Origin of the sequence: Lysinibacillus sp. NPDC094403, from assembly GCF_050278745.1 — a bacterium.
Taxonomy (GTDB): Bacteria; Bacillota; Bacilli; order Bacillales_A; family Planococcaceae; genus Lysinibacillus.
This window is the reverse complement of the sequence record NZ_JBNNTL010000014.1, coordinates 1-26,539: the sequence shown is the minus strand read 5'-3', so window position 1 is coordinate 26,539 and position 26,539 is coordinate 1. Positions and strand designations below refer to the sequence as shown.

At 34.6% G+C, this 26,539-nt stretch carries 26 protein-coding genes; 13 read left to right on the top strand and 13 right to left on the bottom strand.

Annotated elements, in window-relative coordinates; translation table 11 throughout:
- Nucleotides 1-177 precede the first annotated feature (177 nt).
- From ACQKMV_RS17900 to ACQKMV_RS17875, 6 genes are all read left to right on the top strand, one after another.
- Nucleotides 178-1,389: an MFS transporter gene (locus tag ACQKMV_RS17900; RefSeq protein WP_427505558.1), complete on the top strand. Its 1,212-nt coding sequence runs from the start codon at nucleotides 178-180 to the stop codon at nucleotides 1,387-1,389.
- Nucleotides 1,386-1,559, top strand: coding sequence for a hypothetical protein (locus ACQKMV_RS17895; protein ID WP_427505557.1), 174 nt, complete (start codon nucleotides 1,386-1,388; stop codon nucleotides 1,557-1,559). Before ACQKMV_RS17900 ends, ACQKMV_RS17895 begins: the two co-directional genes overlap by 4 nt.
- A 92-nt stretch (nucleotides 1,560-1,651) precedes the next feature.
- Entirely contained in the window at nucleotides 1,652-2,533 is an 882-nt protein-coding gene (gene rbsK, locus ACQKMV_RS17890; RefSeq protein ID WP_427505556.1) for a ribokinase, read from the top strand.
- 260 nt (nucleotides 2,534-2,793) lie between these two features.
- A complete protein-coding gene (locus tag ACQKMV_RS17885; RefSeq protein WP_427505555.1) occupies nucleotides 2,794-4,644 on the top strand; it encodes a dynamin family protein in 1,851 nt (616 codons plus the stop codon).
- Between the two features lie 225 nt (nucleotides 4,645-4,869).
- Entirely contained in the window at nucleotides 4,870-5,208 is a 339-nt protein-coding gene (locus ACQKMV_RS17880) for a hypothetical protein (protein ID WP_427505554.1), read from the top strand.
- A 13-nt stretch (nucleotides 5,209-5,221) separates the two neighbouring features.
- The gene (locus tag ACQKMV_RS17875) at nucleotides 5,222-7,306 is read left to right on the top strand and encodes an ankyrin repeat domain-containing protein (RefSeq protein ID WP_427505553.1); all 2,085 of its coding nucleotides are present in this window, start codon (nucleotides 5,222-5,224) and stop codon (nucleotides 7,304-7,306) included.
- A gap of 138 nt (nucleotides 7,307-7,444) precedes the next feature.
- Here ACQKMV_RS17875 and ACQKMV_RS17870 read toward each other — a convergent pair whose 3' ends face one another.
- The 9 genes from ACQKMV_RS17870 to ACQKMV_RS17830 all read right to left on the bottom strand — a co-directional run bounded on the left by ACQKMV_RS17870 (nucleotide 7,445) and on the right by ACQKMV_RS17830 (nucleotide 16,187).
- Nucleotides 7,445-7,954 (bottom strand): ferritin, encoded by a 510-nt coding sequence (locus ACQKMV_RS17870; RefSeq protein ID WP_427505551.1) that lies wholly within the window; start codon nucleotides 7,952-7,954, stop codon nucleotides 7,445-7,447.
- A gap of 108 nt (nucleotides 7,955-8,062) precedes the next feature.
- Nucleotides 8,063-8,695, bottom strand: a complete 633-nt coding sequence (locus ACQKMV_RS17865) for a Bax inhibitor-1/YccA family protein (protein WP_427505550.1) — start codon at nucleotides 8,693-8,695, stop codon at nucleotides 8,063-8,065.
- Nucleotides 8,696-8,854: 159 nt separating this feature from the next.
- Nucleotides 8,855-9,616: a TerC family protein gene (locus tag ACQKMV_RS17860; protein WP_427505548.1), complete on the bottom strand. Its 762-nt coding sequence runs from the start codon at nucleotides 9,614-9,616 to the stop codon at nucleotides 8,855-8,857.
- A 404-nt stretch (nucleotides 9,617-10,020) separates the two neighbouring features.
- On the bottom strand, nucleotides 10,021-10,365 hold the full coding sequence (locus ACQKMV_RS17855) for a hypothetical protein (protein WP_427505547.1): 345 nt from the start codon (nucleotides 10,363-10,365) through the stop codon (nucleotides 10,021-10,023).
- Nucleotides 10,366-10,442: 77 nt separating this feature from the next.
- A complete protein-coding gene (locus ACQKMV_RS17850; protein WP_427505546.1) occupies nucleotides 10,443-11,900 on the bottom strand; it encodes a spore germination protein in 1,458 nt (485 codons plus the stop codon).
- Nucleotides 11,900-13,024, bottom strand: a complete 1,125-nt coding sequence (locus ACQKMV_RS17845; RefSeq protein ID WP_427505544.1) for an endospore germination permease — start codon at nucleotides 13,022-13,024, stop codon at nucleotides 11,900-11,902. Before ACQKMV_RS17845 ends, ACQKMV_RS17850 begins: the two co-directional genes overlap by 1 nt.
- A gap of 362 nt (nucleotides 13,025-13,386) precedes the next feature.
- Nucleotides 13,387-14,274, bottom strand: a complete 888-nt coding sequence (locus tag ACQKMV_RS17840) for a DUF3298 domain-containing protein (protein ID WP_427505543.1) — start codon at nucleotides 14,272-14,274, stop codon at nucleotides 13,387-13,389.
- Nucleotides 14,267-14,785: an RNA polymerase sigma factor gene (locus ACQKMV_RS17835; RefSeq protein WP_427505542.1), complete on the bottom strand. Its 519-nt coding sequence runs from the start codon at nucleotides 14,783-14,785 to the stop codon at nucleotides 14,267-14,269. Before ACQKMV_RS17835 ends, ACQKMV_RS17840 begins: the two co-directional genes overlap by 8 nt.
- 634 nt (nucleotides 14,786-15,419) lie before the next feature.
- Nucleotides 15,420-16,187 (bottom strand): TSUP family transporter, encoded by a 768-nt coding sequence (locus ACQKMV_RS17830; protein ID WP_427505540.1) that lies wholly within the window; start codon nucleotides 16,185-16,187, stop codon nucleotides 15,420-15,422.
- Nucleotides 16,188-16,402: 215 nt separating this feature from the next.
- Between ACQKMV_RS17830 and ACQKMV_RS17825 the strand changes: the two genes are divergently transcribed.
- The 3 genes from ACQKMV_RS17825 to ACQKMV_RS17815 all read left to right on the top strand — a co-directional run bounded on the left by ACQKMV_RS17825 (nucleotide 16,403) and on the right by ACQKMV_RS17815 (nucleotide 19,229).
- Nucleotides 16,403-16,828, top strand: coding sequence for a hypothetical protein (locus ACQKMV_RS17825; RefSeq protein ID WP_427505539.1), 426 nt, complete (start codon nucleotides 16,403-16,405; stop codon nucleotides 16,826-16,828).
- Between the two features lie 75 nt (nucleotides 16,829-16,903).
- Nucleotides 16,904-17,911, top strand: a complete 1,008-nt coding sequence (locus tag ACQKMV_RS17820) for an LLM class flavin-dependent oxidoreductase (RefSeq protein ID WP_427505537.1) — start codon at nucleotides 16,904-16,906, stop codon at nucleotides 17,909-17,911.
- A gap of 322 nt (nucleotides 17,912-18,233) precedes the next feature.
- Complete coding sequence (locus ACQKMV_RS17815) at nucleotides 18,234-19,229, top strand: Rpn family recombination-promoting nuclease/putative transposase (protein ID WP_427505536.1); 996 nt, start codon at nucleotides 18,234-18,236, stop codon at nucleotides 19,227-19,229.
- A gap of 208 nt (nucleotides 19,230-19,437) precedes the next feature.
- Here the strand turns inward: ACQKMV_RS17815 and yfkAB are convergent, their stop codons facing one another.
- Nucleotides 19,438-20,550: a radical SAM/CxCxxxxC motif protein YfkAB gene (yfkAB, locus tag ACQKMV_RS17810; RefSeq protein WP_427505535.1), complete on the bottom strand. Its 1,113-nt coding sequence runs from the start codon at nucleotides 20,548-20,550 to the stop codon at nucleotides 19,438-19,440.
- A 265-nt stretch (nucleotides 20,551-20,815) separates the two neighbouring features.
- On the opposite strand from yfkAB, the gene ACQKMV_RS17805 reads away from it, so the two are divergent.
- From ACQKMV_RS17805 to ACQKMV_RS17795, 3 genes are all read left to right on the top strand, one after another.
- On the top strand, nucleotides 20,816-21,520 hold the full coding sequence (locus tag ACQKMV_RS17805) for a YjjG family noncanonical pyrimidine nucleotidase (protein WP_427422916.1): 705 nt from the start codon (nucleotides 20,816-20,818) through the stop codon (nucleotides 21,518-21,520).
- Between the two features lie 134 nt (nucleotides 21,521-21,654).
- Nucleotides 21,655-22,572 carry an S-layer homology domain-containing protein gene (locus ACQKMV_RS17800; protein ID WP_427505534.1) on the top strand — a complete coding sequence of 306 codons (918 nt, stop codon included), beginning with the start codon at nucleotides 21,655-21,657 and terminating at the stop codon, nucleotides 22,570-22,572.
- 239 nt (nucleotides 22,573-22,811) lie between these two features.
- Entirely contained in the window at nucleotides 22,812-23,444 is a 633-nt protein-coding gene (locus tag ACQKMV_RS17795; RefSeq protein ID WP_427505533.1) for a 50S ribosomal protein L25/general stress protein Ctc, read from the top strand.
- Between the two features lie 48 nt (nucleotides 23,445-23,492).
- On the opposite strand, the gene ACQKMV_RS17790 is transcribed toward ACQKMV_RS17795, so the two are convergent.
- The 3 genes from ACQKMV_RS17790 to ACQKMV_RS17780 form a co-directional block, all read right to left on the bottom strand.
- Complete coding sequence (locus ACQKMV_RS17790; protein WP_427505531.1) at nucleotides 23,493-24,098, bottom strand: DUF2812 domain-containing protein; 606 nt, start codon at nucleotides 24,096-24,098, stop codon at nucleotides 23,493-23,495.
- Complete coding sequence (locus ACQKMV_RS17785) at nucleotides 24,085-24,372, bottom strand: PadR family transcriptional regulator (RefSeq protein WP_427505677.1); 288 nt, start codon at nucleotides 24,370-24,372, stop codon at nucleotides 24,085-24,087. The genes ACQKMV_RS17790 and ACQKMV_RS17785 overlap by 14 nt, the downstream gene beginning before the upstream one ends.
- Before the next feature lie 146 nt (nucleotides 24,373-24,518).
- Nucleotides 24,519-25,145 carry a YczE/YyaS/YitT family protein gene (locus ACQKMV_RS17780; protein WP_427505675.1) on the bottom strand — a complete coding sequence of 209 codons (627 nt, stop codon included), beginning with the start codon at nucleotides 25,143-25,145 and terminating at the stop codon, nucleotides 24,519-24,521.
- A gap of 160 nt (nucleotides 25,146-25,305) precedes the next feature.
- On the opposite strand from ACQKMV_RS17780, the gene ACQKMV_RS17775 reads away from it, so the two are divergent.
- On the top strand, nucleotides 25,306-25,728 hold the full coding sequence (locus ACQKMV_RS17775; protein ID WP_427505530.1) for a pyridoxamine 5'-phosphate oxidase family protein: 423 nt from the start codon (nucleotides 25,306-25,308) through the stop codon (nucleotides 25,726-25,728).
- Nucleotides 25,729-26,539 lie beyond the last annotated feature (811 nt).

Genomic DNA, 26,539 nt, shown 5'->3' with positions numbered 1-26,539 from the left:
AATTACACACAAATTGATGTAATATTTTGATAATATATAAATGGAGTTATGCGGTAAAAAATGGAATGTTTAGTAGAAATCGTGGGTAGTTAATTTAACATCACCGAAAAAAGCATTTGGTGCGGTGAAAAGGATCGAATGATGATGAGGTTAGTTATATTGAAAGGGGGAACTATCATGAATATCATTCGAAAATACAGTATGTTAATTGGGGGTTTAGGTTTTTCCAATCTAGGAAACTGGATTTACCTTGTAGCGCTAAATTTATTTGTATGGCATTTAACACAATCGCCGGCAGCGATGGCTGGAATTTTTATTGTCGGTCCAATAGCAAGAGTTTTAACAAGCTTGGTAGCTGGTTCTTTCATTGATCGTATGAATAAACGTAAGTTGATGATTACAACTGATGTTATACGAGGGTTCATTGTTTTTTGTATGCCATTTATGGAATCTATTTGGCTCATCTATACGCTGTTATTTTTAGCGAATATAGCGAATAGCTTCTTTGGACCTAGTAGTACATATTATATTACAAAGGTTGTTCCCTCAGAAGATAGACAACGATTTAACGCAATACTTGGCACATTCAATTCAGGCTCATTTTTAGTAGGTCCAGCACTAGCGGGGCTCCTCATCATGCTTTTTAATACAACAGTTACGATTTGGTTCAATAGCTTTACATTTTTTGTTTGTGCTATGATCATTTATTTATTACCAGATGTAGATGATATGAAGGAAACTTCAAGGCAACGTATTACTTGGCAACTATTAAAAAGTGATTATCTAGCTGTAATAGCTTTCATCCGACAAAATTCATTATTTATAACGATTTATTTACTGTTTCAAAGTGCGTTAATGATTGCTTTTGCACTTGATTCTCAAGAAGCAACATTTATAAAGCAAGATTTAGCGTTATCCGATAGCTTATATGGAGCCTTTGTGAGTAGTGCAGGAGCCGGAGCAATTTTAGGTGGAATGGTTGCCGCAAGCTTGGCCAAAAAATGGTCCACTCGATCATATATAGCTTTTGGCCTGTTCCTGACAATGCTATTCTACACATCCTTTTATGCCTCGACATCAAATATATTAGCGTTTGTAAGTTTAGCTTTTCTAGGCTTCTTTATGGCATTTAGTAATACTGGTTATGAAACGTTTTATCAGCAAAATGTACCGTCTGAAATGATGGGGAGATTCGGTAGTATTTCTAGTATATTTCAAAATATTTTACAAATTTCCTTTACCTTATTATTAGGTCTGTTTGCAGAATTATTTACGCTTCAAATGACTGCAATTATTTTCGGTATTATAAGTATTTTATTGTCGGTCTCATTATATTTTGTGCTATATTCCCCAAAAAACTACATCGGCTTAAAGGAGGAAATATTATGATTAGCTATAAGGTTCATTGTATTTTTTGTAAGAAAATATTTGAAGTTGTAGAAGGGACAAGGAAATATAAACTATATAAAGAAAATATGAACGGGAAGTTTTCCTGTGAAGATTGTGATAGGAAAATTGAATTAGAGGCAAGGAAAGGTTTATTGGGAAAACTAAATTGAACATAACCCCATAATTTTCAAATGTAAATGCCCTGTCTTTCTACTGTTTTCTCAGTTAAAATGGAAAAATAAGATGGAAGGTAGGGAAAAAGATGATTACAGTTATAGGTAGCATAAATATGGATTTGGCTGTACAAATGGGAGTTTTTCCAAAGCAGGGAGAAACAATCCTCGGTAAAGAATTTCAAACAATCCCAGGAGGAAAAGGCGCTAATCAGGCAACTGCTGTGGCACGGCTTGGAAGTGAAGTCGCAATGATAGGCTGTGTAGGCTCTGATAGTTTTGGTGAAACTTTGCGTAATGTTTTACAGCAAGAGCATGTTCAAACTGAAGCTATTACGAGCGTATCGGCACCTACTGGGATTGCTAATATTTTAATCTACGATAACGATAATCGTATCATTGTAGTGCCTGGTGCTAATTATGAATTAAAGCCTGCACATATAGAGGCAGCGAAAGAAATCATTCAGAAAAGTCAGATGGTAATTATGCAACTGGAAATCCCAATGGAAACGACCGCTTCTGCAATAAAACTATGTAAAGAAGCGAATGTGCCTGTTTTATTAAATCCGGCACCAGTGGCTAATTTTGATGTGCAATGGATGGAGGATATTACTTATATCACACCAAATGAAACGGAGTGTGCTGAAATTTTTGGAGATGACTTTGAGCAAGTATTAGAAAAATATCCTAATAAAATGATTATTACGCTAGGTAGTGATGGAGCACGCTATTTTGATGGTGAGTATCCTATTCATGTTCCTGGCTATTTAACGAAGGCGGTAGATACAACAGGTGCAGGTGATACGTTTAACGGTGCACTTGCTCATGCTTTAGCAGAAGGGCAATCATTAGATCAGGCAGTATATTTTGCTAATATTGCTGCTTCGTTATCAGTAGAGAAATTCGGTGCACAAGGTGGAATGCCAACACTTGGAGCGGTTTACGCACGTATGGCTGGAATTGAAGAATAAAGTTTAATAAAGAAGAATAATAGAAAATGTGAGAAGACTAACTCTTACAAATTTATCCTGATAATAATTATTTCTTTTAGTCTGAATGAGTAATAATATCTGAGATAGAAGGTTTAATAGTGTAAGAGTTATTACCTATTTGTGACAACGGAATTTAAGTATATTGTCCTTTTTTGTCGTTATTTCTTAGTACTATGTATTAATAAGAGAATATTTTCATTTATAATAACTTTAGATACATACGAAAAGAGGTTTTGAGGATGACAAATATTGATAATGTGCCGATCGAATATACAGCCTCAGCGAATAATATTTTGCCACAGCTAGTTGATCATTTGCGACAATTACATGGCATTATTTTACAAAATACATATGTGAAAGATACAGCTAAACACTTAAATCGCATCATTCAAGATGCTAACAACGAAACGATGATTCTTATTGTAGGGAAAGCGCGTGTTGGAAAAACAACAGTTGTGAATGGTTTGCTAGGACGTCAAGTTTTACCTGTTAGTGATCAGCATCCAACAGGGGTCAATACGTTTTTGCGATATGGTGAACATGAAGAAATAAAGGCGTATTTTTTAGATGGTGTTGTAGCAAAATTCGATATGAGTAAGCTAGAATTATTGACAACTGGTGATACTTTTGCAGCTCAAATACTACGAGAACATTTAGATTACCTAGAAGTATATTTAAAAAATGATTTATTAAAATCAGTGACAATTATTGATTCTGTTTCATTGGAATCTGGAGGAGGAGAAATGGCCTACTTCCCAGAATCATTGATGAACCGTGTTGACGAAATCTTTTGGGTATTACGCTCAGGTTCGATGGCTATTTATCCAGAAATATTATTGATGGAAACGTTAAAAAACAAAGGTGTTGAGCCTCTTTGTGTTATCAATGCCATTGATTCAAATGAAAATACGAAGCCGTTTATCAATACTGAGAGAGAACGATATGGACATTTGATTAGTGATTTTGTTGCTATCTCTGCTAGAGAAGCGATTGAAGCTAAACAGACTAATAGTGATGAGCTTTGGCAAAATAGTCAATACGAACAATTAATTTCAGAAATTCATAGGATTGCAGAAAATAGTGATAAGAAAACGTATGGCATTTTAATTCGCTTCTTGCAATGGCTTGAACGATTCCGCTTCGAATTAGCTGTTATTCCACAAAGAGATCCTTTCCAATCTGCTGTTGAGAACATTGAAAAATATGCAGGCGATTCACAATATGAATTTTCACGCTATCAACGTGATTTAGCGATTGTGACTGAATATGAGCAAGAATACGAACAGGTTGCCAATGTATTTGAAAATGTTCAAACATTATACCAACTTTTACAAACCATCTCACAAAATGATTATTTACAAGATGAAATTGTGGAAAGTTTTACAGAAAAGGCTATTTTTTATCAACAAATGTTACGAGAATATCGTAATATGCATAGCGAATATATACGTGAATATGATCGATTGGACGCTCAGCATAAAAAAATTCACGGAAAAGGCCTTATGAAAGCTATCTTTGGTCAGCATACACAAAATGGATTTTTCAAGGAACGAGTTAACAAGTTAAATGAGCAGCAAATTCTTTGTATTGCACAATTTGAAAAAGTGCAAGAGGCGGAGGTAATGATGCTTCAGTCCATTGATTCAATACAAAGATATCTTATGGATATAACGAAAAATCGTTTGGTGCGTATTGAGCAAAAAGTGCAAGAGCTTAATCAACAACGCTCAAAAGAAAAGCGCCAATTACAATTATACGCTAACAAATTAAATGAATTTTCTTGTTTGATTGAGGCACAGGGCTATATTAAAGAAAATATTCAACCATTTTTAATGGACGAGCAAATGCCACTTAAAGAAAAGGATATTGATATGCTAAAAGAAACGATTAACAGTATAATGAGCATTGATTTATCTAATAATGGTCTACTTGCACGTAGTCAGATGAACAAAAAAATGGAAAGTACTGCAATTCCTTTTGATGCTCAGAAAAAATATCAATTACATACGTTAGCTTTAGCAGAAGCGGATGTAAAATCAAACGATATACCAGAAATTCCGAAAAAATTAGATATTCAATATGAAGAATAAACGTTAAAAGAAAATGTTCTAAAAGTAATTTTTACTTTTAGGGCATTTTTTTATGTTTTGTGTTGTTTCATCAATTGGGATAAAAAAAACAGTACAAACTTTAATGGTGAGTAAAGTACTAGGGGGGATTGTGTATATTCTCCTGGGGAGTATTCTAGAGTGCGTAGTAAATAATGGGTAATTAGTATATAATAGATATTATTTAAATATATGGAGGATTTACTGGTGAAATTAGTGCTACAGATAACAAGTGTGATTTTAATTGTTACCGCTATAATTTTTGCTTTATCTCAAATCTCAAGTTTAAAAGAAGAAAGGGAGGATATGAAATATTGGGAAGAAGCGGCTCATAAACATTATGATAATAACCTTATAGAAGAAAGATATTTTGTATTAAAAGATGTTTATACATCTCATCTTACTACAACTTTAGTATCAGCAATATCTATTGTATTAACAGGAATATTCTTTTTAGCAATTGCGAAAATTATTTCATTACTCCAAGAAATAAGTTTAAAAGCTAATGGGAAGCCTAAAGAAGAGGAATTTGAGTTGTTAAATTAATCGGAGGAATTGTATGTTAGTTAATATAAATTGTCCAATTGAATTGCTTGAATATCAGCTTTATAGAAGTAAAGAAACTGGTAAGGTTTATTGTTCATTTAGATTTAATAACATTTCAGAAAAAAGAATTAAAGGCTTTAATGCTACTGTCTATTGTTTTGATCAATTTGGTGAGCCAGTTGGTTGGGAATCTAATAGCTTTGAATATAAACTTCAGTTAACTGAATCAATAGGTCCTAACCAAGCATTTGGTGACAATGAAAAAATTCTATTAGATAATTTTTCACATGCAAGAAACCTAGATATAGTCATTGACAAAGTACTTTTTAATGATGAAACTACATGGACTAAAACTGAAACAGAGCTAGAGAAAGTAGAACTAAAAGAAATTAATAACCCGAGGCAATTAACGTTTGTGAAAGCACGTGAAGGAAATGATGCAAAATATTATTCACAAATATTGAATGATAAATGGACATGTGTATGTGGACGTCTTAACTTAGAGAATATGGAAACATGTAAGCGATGCAAAAGAGAAAAAGATCATGTTCTTTCAATTTATAGTAATGAAGAAACAATAAATGAACATATTAAACTATATGAAAAACAGGTGGAAGAAAATAAAAAGAAAGAGCTATTAGAAATAGAACGTCAACGTGAAATATCTAAGAAAAAAGTAAAGAAAATCTTTAAATATAGCTCTTTGTTGATAAGTCTCTTATTGCTTATTGCTATTGCAGGTTATGGCTTTATAACAAAGTTTACATTTTCATGGGAAAATTATCTTTTATTGAAAGATAAAGATAACTCTTTAATTGAAGCAGTAAAAAGCCAAAATATGAACGATATAAATTTTTTGATTGAAAACGGGGCAAATGTTAATTTTGTAAATAGGGATGGTGAAAATCCAATAAGTGAAGCCATCAAATTACCTAATAAAAACTTAGCTATTTCCTTAATGAATAAAGGAATGGGAAGTGTCAAGGTTGGAAAAGAAAAACAAACCCTTGCGCATGTTGCAGTCATCAATGAACAATATGAAATTTTAAAAGAACTTCATAAATTCGGAGTTGATATGAACGTAAAGGATGAAATGGGGAATACCGTCCTATTTTATGCAATGAAAACCGGGAATAGAGAAATGATTGAATACCTAAATAATGAAATGAAAGTAGGTCTTCAAGATGTAGATAATGAGGGAAACAATATTGTACAAGTTGCCTTATTACAGCAGTTAAACAATACAGCATTAATCAAGGAATTATTAAACCTGGACATTGATTTAAAGAGAGTGAATATAGATGGTAAAAATACATACGAAACGGCTATTCTTACTCAAAATAAAGAGATAGTTCAAATATTTATAGATAAGGGACTAGACCTTAATAAAGTTGATAAATTTGGAAATAATGCAATTCATGTTCTCCTTAATAATAAAAAAGATAATCTGACTTTTTTAGCAGAATTAATAAAAAAGGGAACAGATGTAAATGGATTCAATGGACAAGGGCAAACACCATTATATTTAGCGATAATAAATGGGGATAAAAAAGTTGTTGAAGAACTAATTAAAAATAAGGCAGATATAAAAACTGTTAATAGTAATGGGGACTCAGCACAAAAGGTAGCTGAAAAGTATAATAAATCATTGGTGGAAGTATTTGAACAAGATAAATTGATGATTAAGATTGATAAACAAAAGAATAATTTTATGGTTAATGGAATTACTTTAGGTAATTCGAGAAAAGATGTAGTTAATAAGTTAGGAAACCCAGCTAAGAGAGAACAGTACGTAACTGTAGATGGTGAAACAGACTGTAATATTTATTACTTGAAAGATAGTACAGGAAAAGATATAGAGACGCAATATTGTTCTTATATAGGTATGGGCGATAAAATTGGAATTATTTCGTTTGATTTTTTTCCTAAACACCTGAATGAAGAATGGTATAAAGATTTAGGAAAACCATTTGTTGATGATGAAGCGCCTTGCTTTTACTTAAAGGGTACCGAACAAATATTGCAATTAAAACCGAACGAAAAATTTGGGTATCTTTCGTATGCAGATGGCAATTTTTATTATTACTTAGAAGATTAGAATGCTGATTAATTATCTTTAGTATATAATTTGAAAAATGAATCTGCAGAAATTAAGCTACTAAGTTTCTAAAGTGAAACTTAGTAGCTTTTTGTAATATCCGAGCTAAATCTTCAGCGATATAATTTAAATTAAACTTTATGCTTCGGCATCAGGTGTAAATGAACGTGTTGCTAATTCAGCATCAAGCATAAAGACCGCGTTAGAGTCACTTTCTATACGTTCAATTTTACGGATTAATGTGTCGAACGTTGATTCTTCTTCCACTTGCTCGTCAATGAACCATTTTAAGAAAGCCATTGTCGCGTGCTCGCGTTCATCTAAAGCGATATCCGATAAATTATAAATACGGCGAGTCACTTCTTTCTCGTGTGAAAGGCCAGTTTTGAAGGCATGTAAAATAGACTCAAAATGATTATCTGGGCTATCGAAGCCATGGATTGTTGCACGGTAGCCCATATCACTTAGGAAATTATAAAATTTCATCGCATGGAAGCGTTCTTCTTCAGCCTGTACTAAAAAGAAGTTGGCAAAGCCATCGTAATCTTGATCTGTGCAATATGCCGCCATCGCCATATAAGCATGCGCAGAGTAAAATTCAAAATTCATTTGTTCGTTTAGTGCTGTGTGTAGTTTTTCAGATAACATAAAAGTTTTCCTCCCTTTGAAGTAAATACCTGTTGCTTCTCTTATAGTATACTGCGAAGAAAGGCAGTATTGCAAAATTTAATTGATGTTTATTCTCAATTAGGGATTTTAATCAATTATATTTTTTAAACGCCAAATGACTTCTAAAAGATTGACAAATAAATTAATAAAATCTAAATAAAGATTTAAAGCCATTCCAACGACTTCAGCATCTGACACATGATTATGTCGGATTTGGTTAAAGTCATAAACAGTATAGAGACTAAAAAGTAGTACAGTAATTCCCGCAATAATCAATGCGACCATGTTGCTAACCGGGATAAACATAAAGATTAGTGAAAATACAATTACGACGATTAATACAGTGAATAAATAGCTTCCCCAATTGGAAATGTCTTTATTCATCATCATACCAATTAGTGCTAGCACAATGAAAATAGCTACGGTTGCTACGAAAACAAGTAGAACAAGCTGTTGTCCTAGCTCTGCAATGTAAAATTGTGTTGTCCAAAATAGTAATATTCCCATTAAAAAGGGGATTGAATACATTATGGAATTAGCAAGCTTAAGACTTCTTACAAAGCAGGCGATGATAAGAAGTACAATAGCAATAATGGATAAAGGCATGACAATAGCTGGAGGTAATAATGTTGCAATGTACATTCCGACAACTGTCAATACCCACATAAAAGCGAAGTGTTTTAAAATTTTGTTTAAGTTTTGATTTTTAGCATAAGTCATATAGAAGAATCCTTTCTTTTTATAAAATAACTTTTATGTATTAACATACGAGTCAATTAAGAAAAAGATTCGACCAAAAAAATTTGTATCATTATCATAATATCGGGGTTTGGTAATACAAAATCACCTGGTCTTCGTTAGAACCAGGAAATTTTTCTGTTATTTTACATTTTTTCTTTGGTTTCTCACACCAACTAAATAACCACCAAGGGCAATTCCAACTAAAACAATCCAGAAAATAGTTTTCCATAGTGGTGAGTGTGGAAATTCATGTGGAATAATACCTAGTTTTTCATGTGCTAATGTTAGAACAGCCAGTTTTACACCAACCCAACCAACGATTAAGAAGGCAGCTGTTTCAAGTGATGGAAATTTATCAAGAATTTTCACGAACCAACGAGCCGCAAAACGCATCATAATAACACCGATAATACCACCTAAAAACATCACTGCGAATTGCCCTGCATTAATGCCACCAATATCAAAATTTCCGATATGAGGTAGTGTAACTGCAATGGCAACAGCTGCTAAAATTGAATCTATGGCAAAGGCAATGTCAGCAAACTCAACCTTCAGTACGGTCATCCAGAAACCAGATTGTTTTTTAGGCTCTTGAATTTCCTCCGGATTTTGTGCGACTTTCCGTGAATCGTAAATATGCTTGCCAGACATGATTAATAAGTATGCAGCGCCAAGAGCTTGGATTTGCCAGAAATTAACAAGTGTGGTGATAAGAAATAGTGCAGCGAAGCGGAAAACAAATGCTCCTACTAAACCATATAATAGTGCCTTTTGTTGTTGATTTTTTGGTAAATGCTTAACCATTACGGCCATAACGACAGCATTATCGGCAGCTAATAAACCTTCCAGTACAATTAATACGATGAGAACCCACGCGTATTCTAATAAAATTGCGTCCAAATTTATTTCCTCCTCTATATACTAAGAACAGAATGAATAAACTGCTTTTAACGTATCCTTCGCTTTTTTAGGCAAAATAAAAAGACCCCTGCCTAAAAAATAGGCAAAGGTCTTGCTAAGCAATTAACTGTAAGCTGCACAGAAAAATATCATGTACACCAAGATATGCCTTCACACCCGATGGTAAATAACCATGTAATGACGAATGTGAAATCAGATGCTTCGTTCGCACCTGCTAGCTACTCCCCCTTGACAAAATTGTCAAAAGCTATTCAATTCTTTATAAATGCATTATAGCATGTTTAAAGTCAATTGCAAATAAAAAAGTGAAGCCTAATTTTTTAGGTGATAGTAAATTGTTGTTCATAATCTGGTGCTCATGAAATTAATGCCCCTGGCGGATGTTATTCTTTCATTGTCTTTACAAAAGTTTTACGGCCAGAATTTACTTTAACGTCTATTTCTAATTTACTAATAGAACTAGGTGTTAATGGGATCTTGCCATCCTTCTCAAGTTTTTTCCACACTTTCGCATTTTTTCGATATAGATGTTCAGAAAGGCGATAAATATCAATATCTTTAGTTATTGCTTCTTCCAATGTTTTTCCCTTAGAATGTCCAATCTCTGATTGAGTTGCTTGTGGATTAGGACTTTCAGATTTTGCTACATTGGAAAAGTTAATTAATTGCATAAAGATTTCATACTGACCGTCTTTATAATCTATACCAAGGCCATGAACATAATACATTCTTTGCGGTTCGGTAACATCCCAACATCCTGAAAGAAGTAGTGAACTAGCAAAACTTGTTAGTAAAGTATTTTTTTTTATTGCTTCTTCCTGCTAGAGGTACGGGAGTTATCCTGGGGTGCAAGTGCTTTATTACGCTCAGTGTAGCCTTTTGACGATAAGCGGAAGATCGATTTTTTAATAGTTGCCCAATTTAAATCTGTTGCAAGATTCATGTAAGAGTAACCATAGATCCGGATATTACATAAGTAAAGAAGTGTAAGGTATAGTGATATAAAAAATCCGAATAAACCTAAAAAAGCGCTGGCAATAATGAACATAATACGTAATATACTGATAGTTGTGACTAGGGATTGGTTAACAAGAGTATATGAGGCAATCGTAGAAATCGCTATAATCACAATCATTTCTGGACTTGTCACGCCTGCGCGAATGGCTGCATCACCAATAATTAAACCTCCCACAACGCTTATCGTACCTCCAATAACAGAAGGTAGACGTAAGCCAGCTTCTCGAAACAATTCAAACATTAGTAGCATTATTAACATTTCGAGAGAGGAGGGGAGAGGTAGTCCTGTTTTTGCTTGGACAACTGTTGCCAAAAGCTGGAATGGTAGCTGGTTTTGATGATAAGTCGTCAGAGAGAGCCAAAATGCAGGCAACAGCAAACCGATTAAAATACCAAGAATCCTCAAAAGTCGTTCTATAGAACTGAAAACGATGGGATATTCATTATCTTCGGCAGATTTTAATAATAAAAATAAATTTACAGGTGTGATGACGCCATAAGCTACACCATCGACAAAAATGAGAAAACGTCCTCTAATTAGAGCCTGAATTGCATAATCGGGTCGTCCAGTGTAATCGAATTTTGGGAAAAGCTTTGAGTTTTTGTTAATTAGCTCCATTAAGACATCTCCACTAAAGACAATATCTGTATCTACAGCTGCCAATTGTTTTTTTATTCCGTGTAAAATATCCATATCGACAATATCGTCAAAATAAAGAATGGCCACGCTTGTTTTTGAACGTTTCCCTAACTCCACTTTTTCTACACAAAATGAATTTGTAGGTAAACGTTTTCGCAATAGTGCAATGTTGACGCGGATGTCTTCAATAAAGTTATCCCTTGGCCCTTTAACAAGAACCTCCATCCTCGTTTCTTCGGGATTTCGATTAGGTTTTTTAGCAACATTACTAGCATATAAAAGCTCTTCCTCTTCAAAATAAAGCAGTAGGAAACCAGTATATACATAGGTAATGGCTTCTTCTTTATCTTTGATTTTTTGAAGAGTCGGGATATGAAGTTGATTTGTAATATTTTCTTCAAGGGATGTCTCATCTAAATGATCATAAAGAAATTGAACGCGCCGAATAATGACTTCATTGAGCAATTGTTGGTCGATCATCGCATCACAGGTAATGAAATGAACCTTATGTTGATTAAATGTATATTCCTGAAATTGAATATCTGCTGATTTTTGAAATAGTTTTTTTAAGGTGTTTAGGTCTATAGCCTTCTCCTGCTGAGGCATTATGATTCACCACTTTCCATTTCTTGTTTTTCAGGTTTCTCTTTTTTAGAAGACTTACCTGAAAAGAAAGCTAATATTACGAAAAAAATTGACAAAAGCAAAAAGAAAATAAAAGTAACTGTCAATATATAGTTCCCTTTCACCTTTAGAAATATGTTTTCATTTAAAATAATTAGTGGTAGACAAAGTAGAAAGAAGGGTGGAGCTATCATTTTCCATATTTGCTTCGGATCCCCAGTCATTTTCAATAAATCTGCTATAACATATAAGAAGAAGCTGACTCGTATAAATGTACCAGTAAGCCATTGGTAAATAGAGAAAAAGTCAAGATGCTCAATATAGCGACCGATGGATACTAATCCCCATTCTTCGTAGGCAGGATATCTTTGCTTTGCTGCTTCGGTTGGACCAAATTCTGCAATTGCGCCCATGAGTGGCCCTAAAGTAAGCCCCATTAAAATTAAAAGCATGATCCCAAAATGATACCAACGAATGCGGTCGCTAAATTGATGCTGTAAAAATAAAAGCATGATTAATTCAATAAATCCTGATGCCGGATATATCATTCCCTTCATAACAGGTGTGAATCCATGCTCAAAAAATGGACGTAATAACTCGTATTCTTTTACTTGTATATTTGTAAATGCTACAAAAAAACCAAAGACTACTACACCGAATAATACAAAGACATTTAAAATTACAATGGTTTGTAAACTTGTTGCAACGAGTAAAACACAAAGAATTGTATAAATGAGTAATAATATAATGGCTGGTGTTTGAGGTAAAAATGTTGTGTTTACCCATTGCAATGTTTCAACCATCGTAAAAGCAGCCAAAATGAGTAAATAAATAACTATTATATAAATGACAATTGTAGAGCCAATTTTGCCGATTTTCCCATCTAACCAGTCTCTAATAGGTTCCTGATTCGTCTTTTTTTGAATATAAACTAAAAGAAATAGCCAGAAGAATATAATAACTCCAGCCAATAATACAGATGCCCAACCATCTCTCCCTACGACGTCTAGTAGTGGGGGAATAATTGTTACATGATTTTTTAAGCCAATAACAGTCATAGATAAGAAGATAACATGTAAAATACTAATTGTTCCTACGCCTTTCATATGAAAACCCTCTAACGTTAATTGATACATTTTAGCTTAGACAAAAAATAAGAGGATTATAAGCGTGACAAACTACGCTGAAAAGAAGAAATTAAAAAATAAACTTTTCGTGAATTTCGTAATCCCACCTCGTTCGTGAAAAGTGTTTTTCACAGAAAAAAAGAGGTATTTGACGATTGAAATGTCAAATACCTCGTATTTTAGAGTTATATTTTTTCATGCATTGACGAGCAGTTTTTTCCCACAGCAAAGAAGTGCGGTACGGGTAAAACTGCTCGTAAAAGTCCGATTGGTGAAGACTAATAATCCGTGGGGATAAAGAAAACCCCCACGGATTATAGTTTTACATTATTAGCAAATGATTAATGAATATACTTCGAGCTTACAAGATCATTTTTTAGGACATCCGTTGGGATTTCGAATTCTACAACGCCCATATAGCCTTGTGCTACTTCATATTTATCGAAGGAAATAACAAGTTTACCTTTATCAGAAATATAGAATTGTTGATCAGCTTTAATAGATGTAAATCCATCTATAACTTCTTCATCAGGGAGACCTCCTCCTTTTACCCAGTACTTTTTATCTGGGTCGGATGCAGCTTGTTCACGCATTTGTTTAATAATGTTTTCACTGATAGTTTTAATATAATTTTTATCTTTAAACAGCATCGGTAATGTAATTAAAATTTCATCTTTTTTATCAATTGTGTCGTAGTGCATAGTTGTAGAAGATGATCCAACTGTATTGACGGTATAACGGCCAATCGATAAGATTTGGTCACTGTCTGTTTTGATTTCATAACCGCTGTCTATCCCTACATGACCGCCTCCATTTTCCTTTACATAACCAACTTCAGAAACAAAGTCATCATAAAGAGCTTTACCTTCTGAACGGTATTTTTCATTTAAACTATTAGCAAGATCTTTATTTTTTAGATTTTCAATAGAAGGTACTTTAATGTCAGCATCGAATGTTTCTTCTTTTACTTCATATTTAGTCCAAGTTAAAACCTTTACGACGCTACCAACAACAGGAATTTCTGAAAGTGTTTTTGCCATTGCAGGACTGATATTTAACCCAGCTGTAAAAAGCATTGCTGCCGCCGCAGAGCCAAGTAACCATTTTGGCGCTCGTTTTTTTCTCTTCTTTTTACCTTGTTTTAGTGCGTTTTCAACCACAAAATCTAGCTCCTTTGGTATAGATATCTCATTATATTGTTTTTCTAGTTCTTTTAATTTTTCATCCATGTGCTGTTTCTCCCTTCACATCTTGCAATTGAATTTTTAATAGCTTTAACGCTTTATAAAGACGGGATTTAGCAGTACTCAGCTTAATGTTCAGGATATTGGCAACATCAGCGAGCTTTAAGTCTTCAAAATAGTGTAAAATGACAACTTCACGATACATTAGAGGTAATTCATCTAACGCATGCTCTAAATCAACGTTTTCGTAGACATCCTCTTGTGCGGGTGTTAAATATTGCAATGTATCATCGTCTGTCACCTGTAAGCGTTTATGCTTACGTAAAAAATCTATTGCTGTACGTACGACGATTTTATAAAACCAGCTTTTCATATACTCGACATTTTCTAGTCGATCGAGAGAAAGCATTGCTTTTTGAATACTGTCTTGTACTACATCAAGTGCGTCCTGTTCATTTTTCGTATAGCTATACGCGAGCAAATAAAACCGTTCTTTCTGTTCACGAATAAACTGGACAAACACCTCTTCGTGTTGAAATGCATTTCTTGTTTTCATGTCCTAAGAAGCTCCTTTTTAACATTTTCAATTTGTATACAACTACTAGACGTGTGAAAGGGGAAAAAAAGTTGATAGTATATAAAAACTTATCTTATTTCGGTAACATCAAAGACAAGTAATTTGTATATGGTGATTTATCCCACATTAACTGCCCATCAAAACCGGATTTGTGAAGACTAATAATCAGTAGGGGTAAAGGAAACCTCTGCTGATTATAGTTTCACTTTTCCTTGTTAATAATGTTGCATATTGTTTTAAATTTTATTTTGGTGAAAAATCATAGCAAATTATAAACCTTTTATAATTGCTTAGAAAGGGGAAAAGGTAAATTGGTCACAATTACAAATAATATTGCCCGGGTATAATTTGAAGCAGGAGGGAGAGTATCTGAATAGGTGGATTTCAATAGATTCTAGAAGAACCTAAAAAGTATCTTATATGTTCTATCTCTTGGAAGAATCAGAGAGTAATAAAGTTGGCATATTTAAGCCTATACACAAATCGAGAATTTACTTTTTTTGATTGTAAAGTAGTGTCGCATTAAAACAACATATTTATATAAAACCATTTAAGCGATGCAATCAATATAATTGCATCGCTTAAATTGGTTTTTAAAGATATAACGAATCAATCATGAAAAATAGTCATATGTATTTTTCAAAAGTAATAGAATTGTCACAACGATAAATAAATTACGTACATACCCGCTACCACGTTTAATGGCAAATTTAGAACCGACAATTGCACCTGCAATTTGTGCAAGACCCATCGGTAAACCGTAGGCATAATTTATTTGCCCCAAGTATATAAACATAAGAAGGGCGGCAATATTACTTCCGAAATTTAAAAATTTGGCATTGCCAGCTGATTTTAAAAAGTCAAAGCCAACTATTAAGAAGGCAAATAGTAGAAAAGAGCCTGTCCCTGGTCCTAAAAAGCCATCATAGAAGGCGATGAAGGTAATGATCAACACAAAAAATGCGTAACGCTTAGGTGTCAATTTTTTATAGGTAGAAATGCTACCCCAGTCTTTTTTGAAAATAGTATAAATAGCCACAGCTGCTAGCATGACAAGCATAAGCGGTTTTAGAACGCTAGGATCCATAAGATGGACAATCCATGCACCGATCATTGAACCTATAAAAGCAAATGGGAACAATTTATAAACTGATTTAATATCCAATTTTCCAGAGCGATAAAATGTCACAGTACTCGTAAATGACCCCATAGTGCCTGCTAACTTATTGGTAGCCACGGCTGCAGATGGTGGGAGACCAACAAACATAAGAGCAGGTAATGAAATAAGCCCGCCGCCTCCCACGACAGAATCGATAAATGCGGCTAGAAAGCCAAAAAAAATAAGAATGAGTAAAATATTTACATCTAAATCAAAAGGCACAGCAGTCATCTCTTTTCTATAATAATAATCTGATAGTAGCGAAATGAATAGTGACTGTAAATAGCTTAAATAGTATTTCTCTATTAATTTTGAGAATTAAATATCTTTAAATATTTTAAAATTCTATAAAAATCAAAAATATTCTACTTTATGTGTATATTTTGATGTATTATGTAGGTGATTATGTTTTTTGCGTAAAGGGGACGTGATGACATTTGAGTTTAGGGAATCATATAAGAGTATTTATTTGTGTTGTGTTTATGGGGCTACTTGTTGGATGTGTTTATAATGCCAAAAAAGATATTACCGATAATGAGTATATCGATACAGTAAAAGAAGGGTATTTGGGGGATTTTTCAGATGTATCTGTTCGTAATGCATTTAATTATGCTTTTTTTGAACCATATTGGCGATATTACCAGGCAAAAACAGGCGAGCATGTTGTCGAATTATCAGGTGATATTACATTTGAAGGTGAAAAAGGGCATGCAATTTTACAGTTCGTAGTGGATGAACAAACGAACCAATTTACTGCTTATGCAATGAAATTTAATGATGTCGTATTGAATCCCGAACAAAAACGGTTACTTATTGGCATGGTTTATGATACATGGCATACAAATCGTCTCGCCTATGAGTAAGGCCTTTTGCTTTGTAAAAAAAACTACCTATACTAAAGTAGAGGGGAGTGCTAAGAGTCAGAGAGGGTGTTTTCAATGAGATTAAGTATTTTAGATCAAATGCCTGTACCAAAAGGTCATACTGCTGAGGAAGCCTTTCAGCGTACGGAACGAATAGCGCTTTTAGGTGAAGAGCTTGGCTATCATCGTATGTGGTTAGCAGAGCACCATAATAGTCATTCATTGGCAAGTTCAGCTCCCGAGGTTGCAGCTGCTTTTTTAGCAGCGAAAACAAAACGTCTTCGTATAGGTACTGGAGGCGTTATGATGATGCACTATTCTCCATATAAGCTGGCAGAGGTCTTTAAAACATTAAGTGGCTTGGCACCGCATCGTATTGACTTTGGTGTTGGCAGAGCCCCAGGTGGTGACCATGCCTCAATTTATGCACTAGCAGAGGGACGAAGGCAACATTTTACAGAGCAATATGATAAGCTCGAAATAATTTTAAAACTGATGAATAATCAAAAAACAGGCGAGCACGTCTACGATCAAGTGATTGCGGCACCAGTTAATGTCCAATTACCTGAGGCTTGGTTACTTGGATCTAGTGGTCAAAGCGCTATGCAGGCAGGACGATTAGGTGTGGGTTATTCTTATGCGCAGTTTTTCACTGGAAATATGTCAAAGGATATATTTGATACGTATAGAGATTACTTTATACCTTCCTATTACATGGAGAAGCCACAAATTATCGTTACCTTTGCGGCGACAGTTGCAGATACGTTAGAGGAAGCGGAATATTTGGCAAAGCCGATTGATATTACACGTCTTCATCTCATGAAGGGACAAATTATTCAAGCGATGTCACCTGATGAAGCAAAGGATTATCCACTTACGGAATTGGATAAAATGACAATTGCCAATAATCGAAAAGCCAATCTTGTCGGAACTCCTAAGGAAATCGCTGAATTTTTAGTAACAGAGCAAGAGCATTATGGATTTGACGAAGTGATGCTAAACTGCAATCAATACGCACTAGAAAGTCGCTTGAATACTTTTAAGTTAATTGCGAAGGAATTAATAAGAACACCACAGCAATAGCGACGTGAGTACTAGCACAAAGGAGAATTGCTTAAGTGTAATATTTAATCTACTAAACAACAAGAGCGGCTCCAAATTTGCTAGGAAAAACTATCAATCGTTGAAATAAGATGTACAGCAAATAATCAAGTTGTAAAAATAATAAAAGAGAAGCTATGTTCATCAGTTTAGTGAACATAGCTTTTTGATTTATACTTATAAAATTAAGGGTTTAGGTCTTTAAGTAATTAAGATTTTATTAATAATACGATTTTGATGTTTTAAAGAGGTTTAGTAGGTTGCTCATGCTATAATGATAGTAATAAAAAAGGAGTGACACCTGATGAATCGAAAAGCAATACGACGAATTCCGTTAGATAAGTTTTTTGATTTGAAGGTTGATTTTGCCTTCAAGCAATTGTTCGGAAACGATAAGAATAAAAAAATTACTATTGTCTTTTTGAATGCGGTATTAAAGCTAACAGGGCGAGATACTATTAAAGAAGTAACATTTATTCAGCAAGAATTGGGCGGTGAATATCAGGACGATAAACAATCACGGCTTGATATTCTTGTGAAAACACAAAATGGTGACTTTATCAATGTGGAAATTCAACTATCCAATCAGCAAGATATGACAAAGAGAACGCTATATTATTGGGCAAAAATGTATGAAACCCAACTAGTTAGAGGTATGGGATACAGTGAATTACGCCCAACCATTACGATCAATATATGCAATTTTACAATGTTTAAAGACAACAAAGATTATCATAGTACTTATCATCTGTATGAAGACAGAATATTATCAAGGCTAATGCCAGAAGAAGATGTGTTGGAAATTCACTTTATAGAGATGAACAAGTTTATTACTCTTTGGCAAGAAGAAAAGTTAAATGCTCTTGATGATATATTAATTCGATGGTTGCTACTACTTGGTATGGTCGATGGTCGTAAAAAGAAAGTATATGCAGAGATATATCGTGAATTGGAGGAGTTAGCAATGAAAGATGAAAACTTACGTGCAGCATTTGATACGTGGGAGGAAATCAGTCAGGCCCCTGAAACTATTCTTGCTTATCAGTCTCGTTTAAAGTATATCCTAGATGAAGAAGCTCGATACATTGATGGAATTCATAAGGGAAGAGAGCAAGGGAAAGCAGAAGGGATGAAAGAGGGACTGGAACAAGGATTAGAGCAAGGTCGTAAACAAGCGCAAATAGAGTTAGTAAAAAAATTACTAAAACGGCATGAACCGATTGAAGAAATTATGGATTTATTAGGCTTATCGAGAGAAGAAATTGAAAGAATAAAAAGTCTAAATTTACCTCAAGAATAAGCACAGAAAACCATTAAAAGAAAATTAGCAAGTTTAAATGATTCTTTTCAATGGAATGCTGTAATTATATAAGGATATAAAAAATCTCACATATTAAAGTATCACTTTGTCTTATAGATGTTGGCAAAGAAAAGCAACTGACATCAGGACTTAATAGAACATTCTAAAAAAATGTCCAATGCAAATCTATGCATTGGACATTTTCTCTTTACACTTTTGCAGAGCCACTAACAAACTCTGAATCTTTATAATACATATTTTTAACAAGAACGTTAGGACCTAAGCATTTTACGGCTGGACAGTGACAGTTTAGTGATTTCGCTAAATCTGTTGCCATCCATTTATCAAAAATCGATGGTAAATCATCGTTCGCAATATTGCCGAGCGCAGGTGTGTCGCCAAAGTCTGTCACAATGACATCACCTGTAAAGATATTGACATTTAAGCGAGAGCGACCATCTGGATCATTACGCATAGTAACGTTTTTTTCTTCTCTTAGTCTTTTTAGAAGCTTTTGATCTTCTTCATTCATGCTACATGGATAGAAAGGTAGCGTACCAAATAGCATCCATGTGTTTTTATCTCGAACATCAAGTAGATGATGAATCGCATCACGGGTTTCTTCAAGTGATAAAGACGTAAGGGCACTTGCAAAATCTGAAGGGTACATCGGATGCACCTCATGGCGAGCACATTTCATTTCGTTGATGATTTGGTTATGGATATGCTCTAAGTACGGTAAAGTTTTTTTGTTTAACATTGTTTCCGCCGATACCATTACACCATGTTCTGCAAGCATTTTTGAGTTATCAATCATGCGTTGGAACAAAGCAGCACGTTGTTCATAAGTCGGTTTTCGCTCCATCATGGCAAAGCCTGTTTCAACGAATTCATCGATAGTACCCCAGTTATGTGAAATATGTAGTACATCTAAATACGGTGCAATCAGTAAATAACGTTCTGGCTCCAATGTTAGGTTGGAGTTGATTTGTGTTCGCACGCCACGTCCATGTGCATATTTCAATAAAGGCAATACATAGTTTTGAACGGATTTCTTAGACATCATCGGTTCGCCACCAGTAATCGAGATTGTTTTAAGGTGTGGAATATCATCAAGACGCTTTATGATTAGCTCAATTGGTAAAGCATCCGGATCTTTAGTTTGTAATGTATAGCCGACTGCGCAGTGTGCACAGCGCATATTACATAGAGTTGTTGTTGTAAATTCAATATTAGATAGGGTCATATGCCCATGTTGTTCAACATCTAAATACGCTTCCCATGGATCAAAGGCGGGCGTAATTTTTTGTAGGGTCTTCATAATTGGTACATCTTCCTTTCTAGCATTCTATTGTCTCATATTCGCTGTTATTTTCAAATATGAAATTATCGAAAGGGCAATTTTTAGGCAAGATGATCATTTTTATTGCTCAATGAAGGAAATATTTTCATACCTTTCTTCATATGATATTTCCCAAAATTCTGTAAAGAGGAGGCATAGGGAAATTTACTGTTATTTTTCTGAAAAAACGTTATGATAGAAGGAGTGAAATGGTAATACAGCACCAAAGAAAGTAGGAAATGACATGACTAAGTATGAAACATTATTGTTTGACGTGGATGACACATTATTAGATTTTGACCTAGCTGAAAATGCAGCACTTGATCGGTTATTTAAGCAGGAAAATATTGCAACAACCGGAGCGATGATTGCGCGTTATAAAGAGATTAATGAATCCATGTGGCGTGCTTTTGAACGTGGTGAGGTGACTAAAGAGACATTACATAACACTCGTTTTTCGATTGCTTTAAAGGAATTTGATTTAGATGTAGATGGGGAGTATTTTGAAGCGATTTTTCAAAAATATTTGAAAGAGGCACATCATTATGTAGACGGTGCCTACGAAGTAATCGAACAGCTTGCAGAAAACCATGATTTATATGTCGTTTCGAATGGTAAAACAATTACTCAAAATAAACGACTGGTGGATGCAAATTTAGCACAATTTTTCAAAGGCATTTTTATCTCGGAGCAAACAGGCTATCAAAAACCAATGCCAGCTTTTTTCGATTATGTTTTTGAACGTATCGATAATATAAATAAGGATAAAACCCTGATTATTGGTGATTCCTTAACATCTGATGTTAAAGGCGGACTACAAGCCGGAATTGATACATGCTGGTTTAATATACGTAATATTGAAAATACAAGCGATATTCAACCACATTATGAAATTAAAAAACTTCATGATTTACACTTATTATTAGATAATAAAGTAACAATTTTGTAAGTATATGTTTGAACTTCGCTTCAACTGTTCATAAGCCCGAACAAATGAAGTATAGTTTTTTCACTAAAAATACTATACTTTTAGATAGTTAAATCCAGTATGATAATGTTAGATAGAAAGAAGGGAGAAATAAGATGAAAGGAAAAATCTCAAAGGGTGTATTAGTAGGATTATTAGGTATATCATTGGTCATACCAATGCAGGCACATGCCTATCAAGAGCCAACCAATTATGTACATATGAAAACGCCAAATATGACGGTATACTCTGCATATGGTGCCACAATTAATGCATCAGAAAAAGGAGATATTTTTAGTATTAAAGCAAATATTGTCAATAACCGTCAGCCTTTAGAAGTGGAAATTTTTAAAAATGGTCAGGATGGGGTCTTAAAACAAGTTGTTAAAAAAGGCATAATGGAGCCGGTTGCTTATCGAGATTTAAATGACCGAGTAATTGCAACTATTCACAATAATGCAGAATTAAAATTTGATAATTCACCGCCAAAATATTTTCGTGATATAGGAAGATCATCATATAGTTCGTACATTACTACTTTATCGAATAGGGGCATTATTCAAGGCAAAACAGCTGATAATTTTGGTGTCAATGATTCCTTAACCCGTGCTCAAGTTAGTGCATTATTAACTCGTGCATTCAGCTTTCAACAAATACCGACAAAACAATTCAAAGACATTGATGCCAAAAAATCTTGGTATAGTGGCTATGTTGGTGCCTTACATTCTTTAGGAATCATAAACGGAAAATCGCCAACTACATTTGATCCAAATGGAAAAATCACACGCCAGCAGGCAATTTTAATGCTTGGCCGAACATTAGATGCTGTGGATTTTGTCCAAGAGGAGGAATATGTAATATTACCTTATCAGGATGGCTACTCTCTTCAGGGGGAAGCATTGCGTCATACTGAGACTTTGTATGCAATCGGTGCCCTAAACATCAATACAAATTTATTACCAAATCAATTTATTACCCGTGGAGAGTTTGCTAAAATGTTAGCAGTGACTTTGGACGCAGCTGGAAGATTATAATATGATAAATATAGCCGAGCATAACGTCTCGGCTTTTTTTGTTAAGGTACATACATAAAGTGGCAGAAAGAATCTCTGGATAGTCACTGGAACGTCAGAAAAAAACTACATATTGTGCTCAACCCAACATTTAATGTAGAAACAAATGTTTATCTGAAGATCCGTAATAAAATGTATAAAAATCAATAGAACGGGCAAAACCTTTTATGAGACTAGTTTCCATGAAAGGGGAAAATACGATGAATACTGTTTTAACTGTAAAAAAACGCGATAAAGGGCGTAATTCATCATTAACTCAGCTTAGACAGAACGGTGCTATTCCGGGCGTTGTATATGGCTATCAAATGGAATCAACAGCAGTATCACTGGATGCCAGACAATTTGCGAAAATATTAGCTCAATTCGGTAATAAAAATGTCTTTCAATTAGATGTAGACGGTAAACGGATTAACGCAGTACTAACAGAAGTACAACGCTGTGCGTTAAGGGGCAATGTTAAGCATGTAGATTTCAAGTCCATTAATATGGCAGAGGAACTGGAGGTTGATATTCCAGTAATTGTTACCGGCAAAGCTATTGGAGTTGCAGATGGTGGATTCCTATTGCAGCCTAATCGTGAAATTCGAATAAAAGTAAATCCAACTGAAATTCCAGAAACAATAGAGGTTGATGTGACTGATGTAGCCATCGGAACATCACTTTATGTAGGAGATATTCGTCAAAAGTTTTCCTTTGAAATTTTACAGGAAGATGACTATACATTAGTGACGATCACACCACCTGCTGCAGAAAATGTGCAGGAGGACACAGTGGATGGTACCCCAGAAGTAATCGAGGCTACTGGGAAGAATCCATCTGATTCGGAAAAATAGAAACAAAAAAAGGAGCTATCTTACACTTGGTAAGTGGCTCCTTGCTGTTTATTGTATAAACTGCTGTATAGATTTGCGATAACGGAAATACATCACTACGTACATACTGCAAGTTGCTAAAAATAACCATGGTGGGATAAAACGCATGATGGCAAAGGGGGTTTCAAATAAAAAAGAAAAAAGGAAAGAAAAACCTTCTGCATCCATTAAACCAGGAGTAAAATAAGCATCTTTTATATTAAAAAAGTAAAAGTTGTCATTGGCATAAAAAAACATTAACCATATAAAAGAGAATATAGCCAAATTGCTGGAATGCTTCATTAATCGTTTATATTTAGCAATTTGGGAATCATTATCAGAAAATAATTCATCGTTGCCATCTTTTCTTTTTAACCAATAATAGGTACCGTCATACGATTTTTCTTTTAATGCTTGCCATCCAAAGTCCTCATATAACTGTTTATAGTTAGAACGTTCTTCTCTTCGAAGATCTTGCTGAAAATCAATACGAATAATTTGTTCAAGATCAACTGTATTTTTGAATGTATAAAAACCAGCAGAATTTATGTTTGTACAAACCCATCCTTTGGACAACATATGATTTAACCATTGCTCTTCCTTTTCGATATCAAAAAAGATTTTAAACTTTATCATGTCCATCAGCTCCCTCATATAAAGATAATATTCGCTGCAATCTTTGTTGCTCTGCCGCTAATATTTCTAGTCCCTCAGCTGTTGTTTGATAAACCTTGCGCCTCGTATCCTGTGTCTCTACAGGCGAAATCCAATGATATTTCAACAAATTTTCAATTGCTCCATACATAGTACCAGCCGCAATCCTTACACTACCAGCGCTCATTTCCTCGATTTTTTGCATCATTGCATAGCCATGTAACGGTTCACGTAAGGCGAGTAGAATATAATGCATGGTTTCAGATAAAGGAAGTAATTTATGTTTTTTCACATGTTCACCTCATATACAGTTCAACTATATAGTTTGATTATATATAGTTGAACTGTATATTGCAACTGAATAAAAAAAGACAATGCAAAAAAGTGCATTGTCTTGAAAGCTTATACCACAGCGCTTTTCACGCCAGTCAATCTCATAAATAATTTTTCGTTAGAAGTTAAAGCAAATTGTACAATTGGCCCAAGCCCAAAGGCCATTAGAGCTGTTCCAACCCCAATAGGTCCGCCTAGTAAAAAACCAAGTATAGCTACTGATACTTCCATCGTTGTACGAGCGCGTGTAACACTCCAGCCAAGTTTATGGACCATAAGAAGCATTAAGGAATCACGAGGACCAATGCCTAAATTCGCCACCATATACATGCCACAGCCCCAACCAAGTAATACTAAGCCACATATATAAGCTAGTAGTTGCATCCAAAATCCATCTATTTCAGGAAGTAAATAGTTAAAAATATCAATAAAGATACCTGCTAAAAACATATCTATAAATGTGCCTGGCAGTGGAAACTTCTTAGTTACTACCATATCAATAGCTAGAATGCCTAGACCAATTAAAATTGACCAAGTACCAATCGTTAACCCGAACGTTTTAGTTAGTCCAATATGTAAAACATCCCACGAACCTACACCAAAAAGTTGACCTTTAATCGTCAACGTTATACCTAAGGATAAAATCAAAATGCCTGTTATGAAGAACAGACACCGTGTGAAAAATGCTTGCTTCATCATTATAACCCTCATTCTAAAAATTCATGTTGTCTAACAAATTATTATAGCAATAATTTTAAAAATCAGCCGAAGATTGTCAATTCATATTTTTCGAAAAATAAGGTTAGCTTTGCTGAATAAGGACAAAATATAAGGACATAAGAAAGGATGAGATAATATGACCTCTGTACGTGATGAAATACTAGAAGTTTTAAACCGAGAAAAAATAGGAACGATGGCAACAGTCGAGAATGGCAAACCTTACTCACGCTATATGACATTCCAACATGAAGATTTTGTATTATACACAGTAACGAATAAACATTCTGAAAAAATGGAGGAGCTTCGCAAAAATCCATATACACATATCTTATATGGATATGATAATAGAGGCTTTGGTGACACGTATGTTGAAATTGAAGGTAAGCTAACAGAAATTCAAGAGGAAGGAATAAAAAATAAGTTAGCTGAGTTTTTTACAAGCATTTTCGTTGGTAATCAAGATGAAATGATTACACTAAAAATTGAGCCAATTCGTATGCGTCTAATGAATCAAAAAGGGGAGCCGCCTAAAGAGCTCGAATTTACAAACGACCATTAAGAGGGGTCGTTTTTTTATTTACTATAGAAAATATAAAGATTATATTTTTCTAAATGATAAATCGTTACTTGAAATTAGACGAGTGTTCATGAATGCTATTTCATAAAGAAAAAAGGAGTGCAAACAATGACAAATAAATTACAACAGCTTGCACTTAAATGGGGGTGATTTCTTTTCTAGGTTACTCGCTTTCGCACAGATAAAACATTACTGAAGTTTCGTTTTATCCCTTTAAAAAAGACTAACATGTCAGAAGAACATGCTAAGTGAAGTGGTTGATTGGAGTGGAGACTGAGCGACTCCTTGGGGATCAGCAATAAAGGAACGAAGGCTAAGACCATCAAATCCTGTGATAACGCCTTCGTGACCAACATCGGTGCTGTTGCTGCCTCGTTGCACTACGCTTTCGCACAGAATGAACCCCTTTTGCTGCCGCTACGTTAGCACTACGCTTTCGCGCAAAAAACATCTGTTGGCCCGAGACCCTGCAGCGTAAGCGAAGCGGCTCATCGGACGCCCCTAGGAAGCTCTGCTCTGCGCGAAAGCGAAGCGGCAGCGATAAAAGCGCTCAGTCGGAACGGAAATCAACCCCTCATTTTGCCGAAGAGGCATATTATTTAATAGGATACCTTAAAATTCACCAAGATTTCCTTGACCATTTTGTATTCAACATAATGAAACGACCTAAAAGCAAAGCCGCTTTTAGGTCGTTTTTTTTGTATCTTTTGAAAACCCCTTGCTATGCGAGGGGTTCTAAAGAGCTTCTAGCTATGGACAAGAAAAAAACCCCAGCCGTACAATGAATTCAGGT

Excerpts from the sequence above, each read along its gene's own strand:
- ACQKMV_RS17845 (WP_427505544.1), bottom strand. The coding sequence starts at position 13,024 with ATGAAAGGCGTAGGAACAATTAGTATTTTACATGTTATCTTCTTATCT.
- ACQKMV_RS17865 (WP_427505550.1), bottom strand. The coding sequence starts at position 8,695 with ATGACTTATGCTAAAAATCAAAACTTAAACAAAATTTTAAAACACTTC.
- ACQKMV_RS17790 (WP_427505531.1), bottom strand. The coding sequence starts at position 24,098 with ATGATAAAGTTTAAAATCTTTTTTGATATCGAAAAGGAAGAGCAATGG.
- ACQKMV_RS17900 (WP_427505558.1), top strand. The coding sequence starts at position 178 with ATGAATATCATTCGAAAATACAGTATGTTAATTGGGGGTTTAGGTTTT.
- ACQKMV_RS17870 (WP_427505551.1), bottom strand. The coding sequence starts at position 7,954 with ATGTTATCTGAAAAACTACACACAGCACTAAACGAACAAATGAATTTT.
- yfkAB (WP_427505535.1), bottom strand. The coding sequence starts at position 20,550 with ATGAAGACCCTACAAAAAATTACGCCCGCCTTTGATCCATGGGAAGCG.
- ACQKMV_RS17785 (WP_427505677.1), bottom strand. The coding sequence starts at position 24,372 with ATGCATTATATTCTACTCGCCTTACGTGAACCGTTACATGGCTATGCA.
- ACQKMV_RS17815 (WP_427505536.1), top strand. The coding sequence starts at position 18,234 with ATGAATCGAAAAGCAATACGACGAATTCCGTTAGATAAGTTTTTTGAT.
- ACQKMV_RS17855 (WP_427505547.1), bottom strand. The coding sequence starts at position 10,365 with ATGTATTATGTTCATGGCCTTGGTATAGATTATAAAGACGGTCAGTAT.
- ACQKMV_RS17780 (WP_427505675.1), bottom strand. The coding sequence starts at position 25,145 with ATGAAGCAAGCATTTTTCACACGGTGTCTGTTCTTCATAACAGGCATT.
- ACQKMV_RS17835 (WP_427505542.1), bottom strand. The coding sequence starts at position 14,785 with ATGAAAACAAGAAATGCATTTCAACACGAAGAGGTGTTTGTCCAGTTT.
- ACQKMV_RS17840 (WP_427505543.1), bottom strand. The coding sequence starts at position 14,274 with ATGGATGAAAAATTAAAAGAACTAGAAAAACAATATAATGAGATATCT.
- ACQKMV_RS17885 (WP_427505555.1), top strand. The coding sequence starts at position 2,794 with ATGACAAATATTGATAATGTGCCGATCGAATATACAGCCTCAGCGAAT.
- ACQKMV_RS17795 (WP_427505533.1), top strand. The coding sequence starts at position 22,812 with ATGAATACTGTTTTAACTGTAAAAAAACGCGATAAAGGGCGTAATTCA.
- ACQKMV_RS17800 (WP_427505534.1), top strand. The coding sequence starts at position 21,655 with ATGAAAGGAAAAATCTCAAAGGGTGTATTAGTAGGATTATTAGGTATA.
- ACQKMV_RS17850 (WP_427505546.1), bottom strand. The coding sequence starts at position 11,900 with ATGCCTCAGCAGGAGAAGGCTATAGACCTAAACACCTTAAAAAAACTA.
- ACQKMV_RS17895 (WP_427505557.1), top strand. The coding sequence starts at position 1,386 with ATGATTAGCTATAAGGTTCATTGTATTTTTTGTAAGAAAATATTTGAA.
- ACQKMV_RS17820 (WP_427505537.1), top strand. The coding sequence starts at position 16,904 with ATGAGATTAAGTATTTTAGATCAAATGCCTGTACCAAAAGGTCATACT.
- ACQKMV_RS17875 (WP_427505553.1), top strand. The coding sequence starts at position 5,222 with ATGTTAGTTAATATAAATTGTCCAATTGAATTGCTTGAATATCAGCTT.
- ACQKMV_RS17775 (WP_427505530.1), top strand. The coding sequence starts at position 25,306 with ATGACCTCTGTACGTGATGAAATACTAGAAGTTTTAAACCGAGAAAAA.
- ACQKMV_RS17805 (WP_427422916.1), top strand. The coding sequence starts at position 20,816 with ATGACTAAGTATGAAACATTATTGTTTGACGTGGATGACACATTATTA.
- rbsK (WP_427505556.1), top strand. The coding sequence starts at position 1,652 with ATGATTACAGTTATAGGTAGCATAAATATGGATTTGGCTGTACAAATG.